Consider the following 256-nt stretch of genomic DNA (forward strand, 5'->3'; position numbering starts at 1 on the left):
CTATGCGTTGGCTTCGCGGGTCTGTAGGACGTGGATGGCTTTTGCGAGGTGGCCGGCGCGGTGGGGGCAGCAGCGGAGCTTGGTCAAGATCTTCCACGACTTGAGCTGGGCGTTCGCTCGTTCGCCGGGCCCGCGGAGGCGGGCGTGGGAGCGGTTGGCCGCCTTCTGGGACTCGGGCTTGTTCCGGCCCTTGTAGGGGGTGGCGATGTGCTGGTCTGCGCCGACGTAGCCCTTGTCGGCCAGCACAAGCAGGCCG

Annotated in this window: 1 protein-coding gene; it reads right to left on the minus strand. The window is 68.4% G+C overall.

The annotated features are described in order from the left end of the window. A partial coding sequence (locus ACGWYJ_RS39125) for a transposase family protein (protein WP_395111777.1) occupies positions 1 to 256 on the minus strand: 256 nt, incomplete at its 5' end.

Source organism: Actinomadura sp. SCN-SB (assembly GCF_043906805.1).
GTDB lineage: Bacteria > Actinomycetota > Actinomycetes > Streptosporangiales > Streptosporangiaceae > Spirillospora.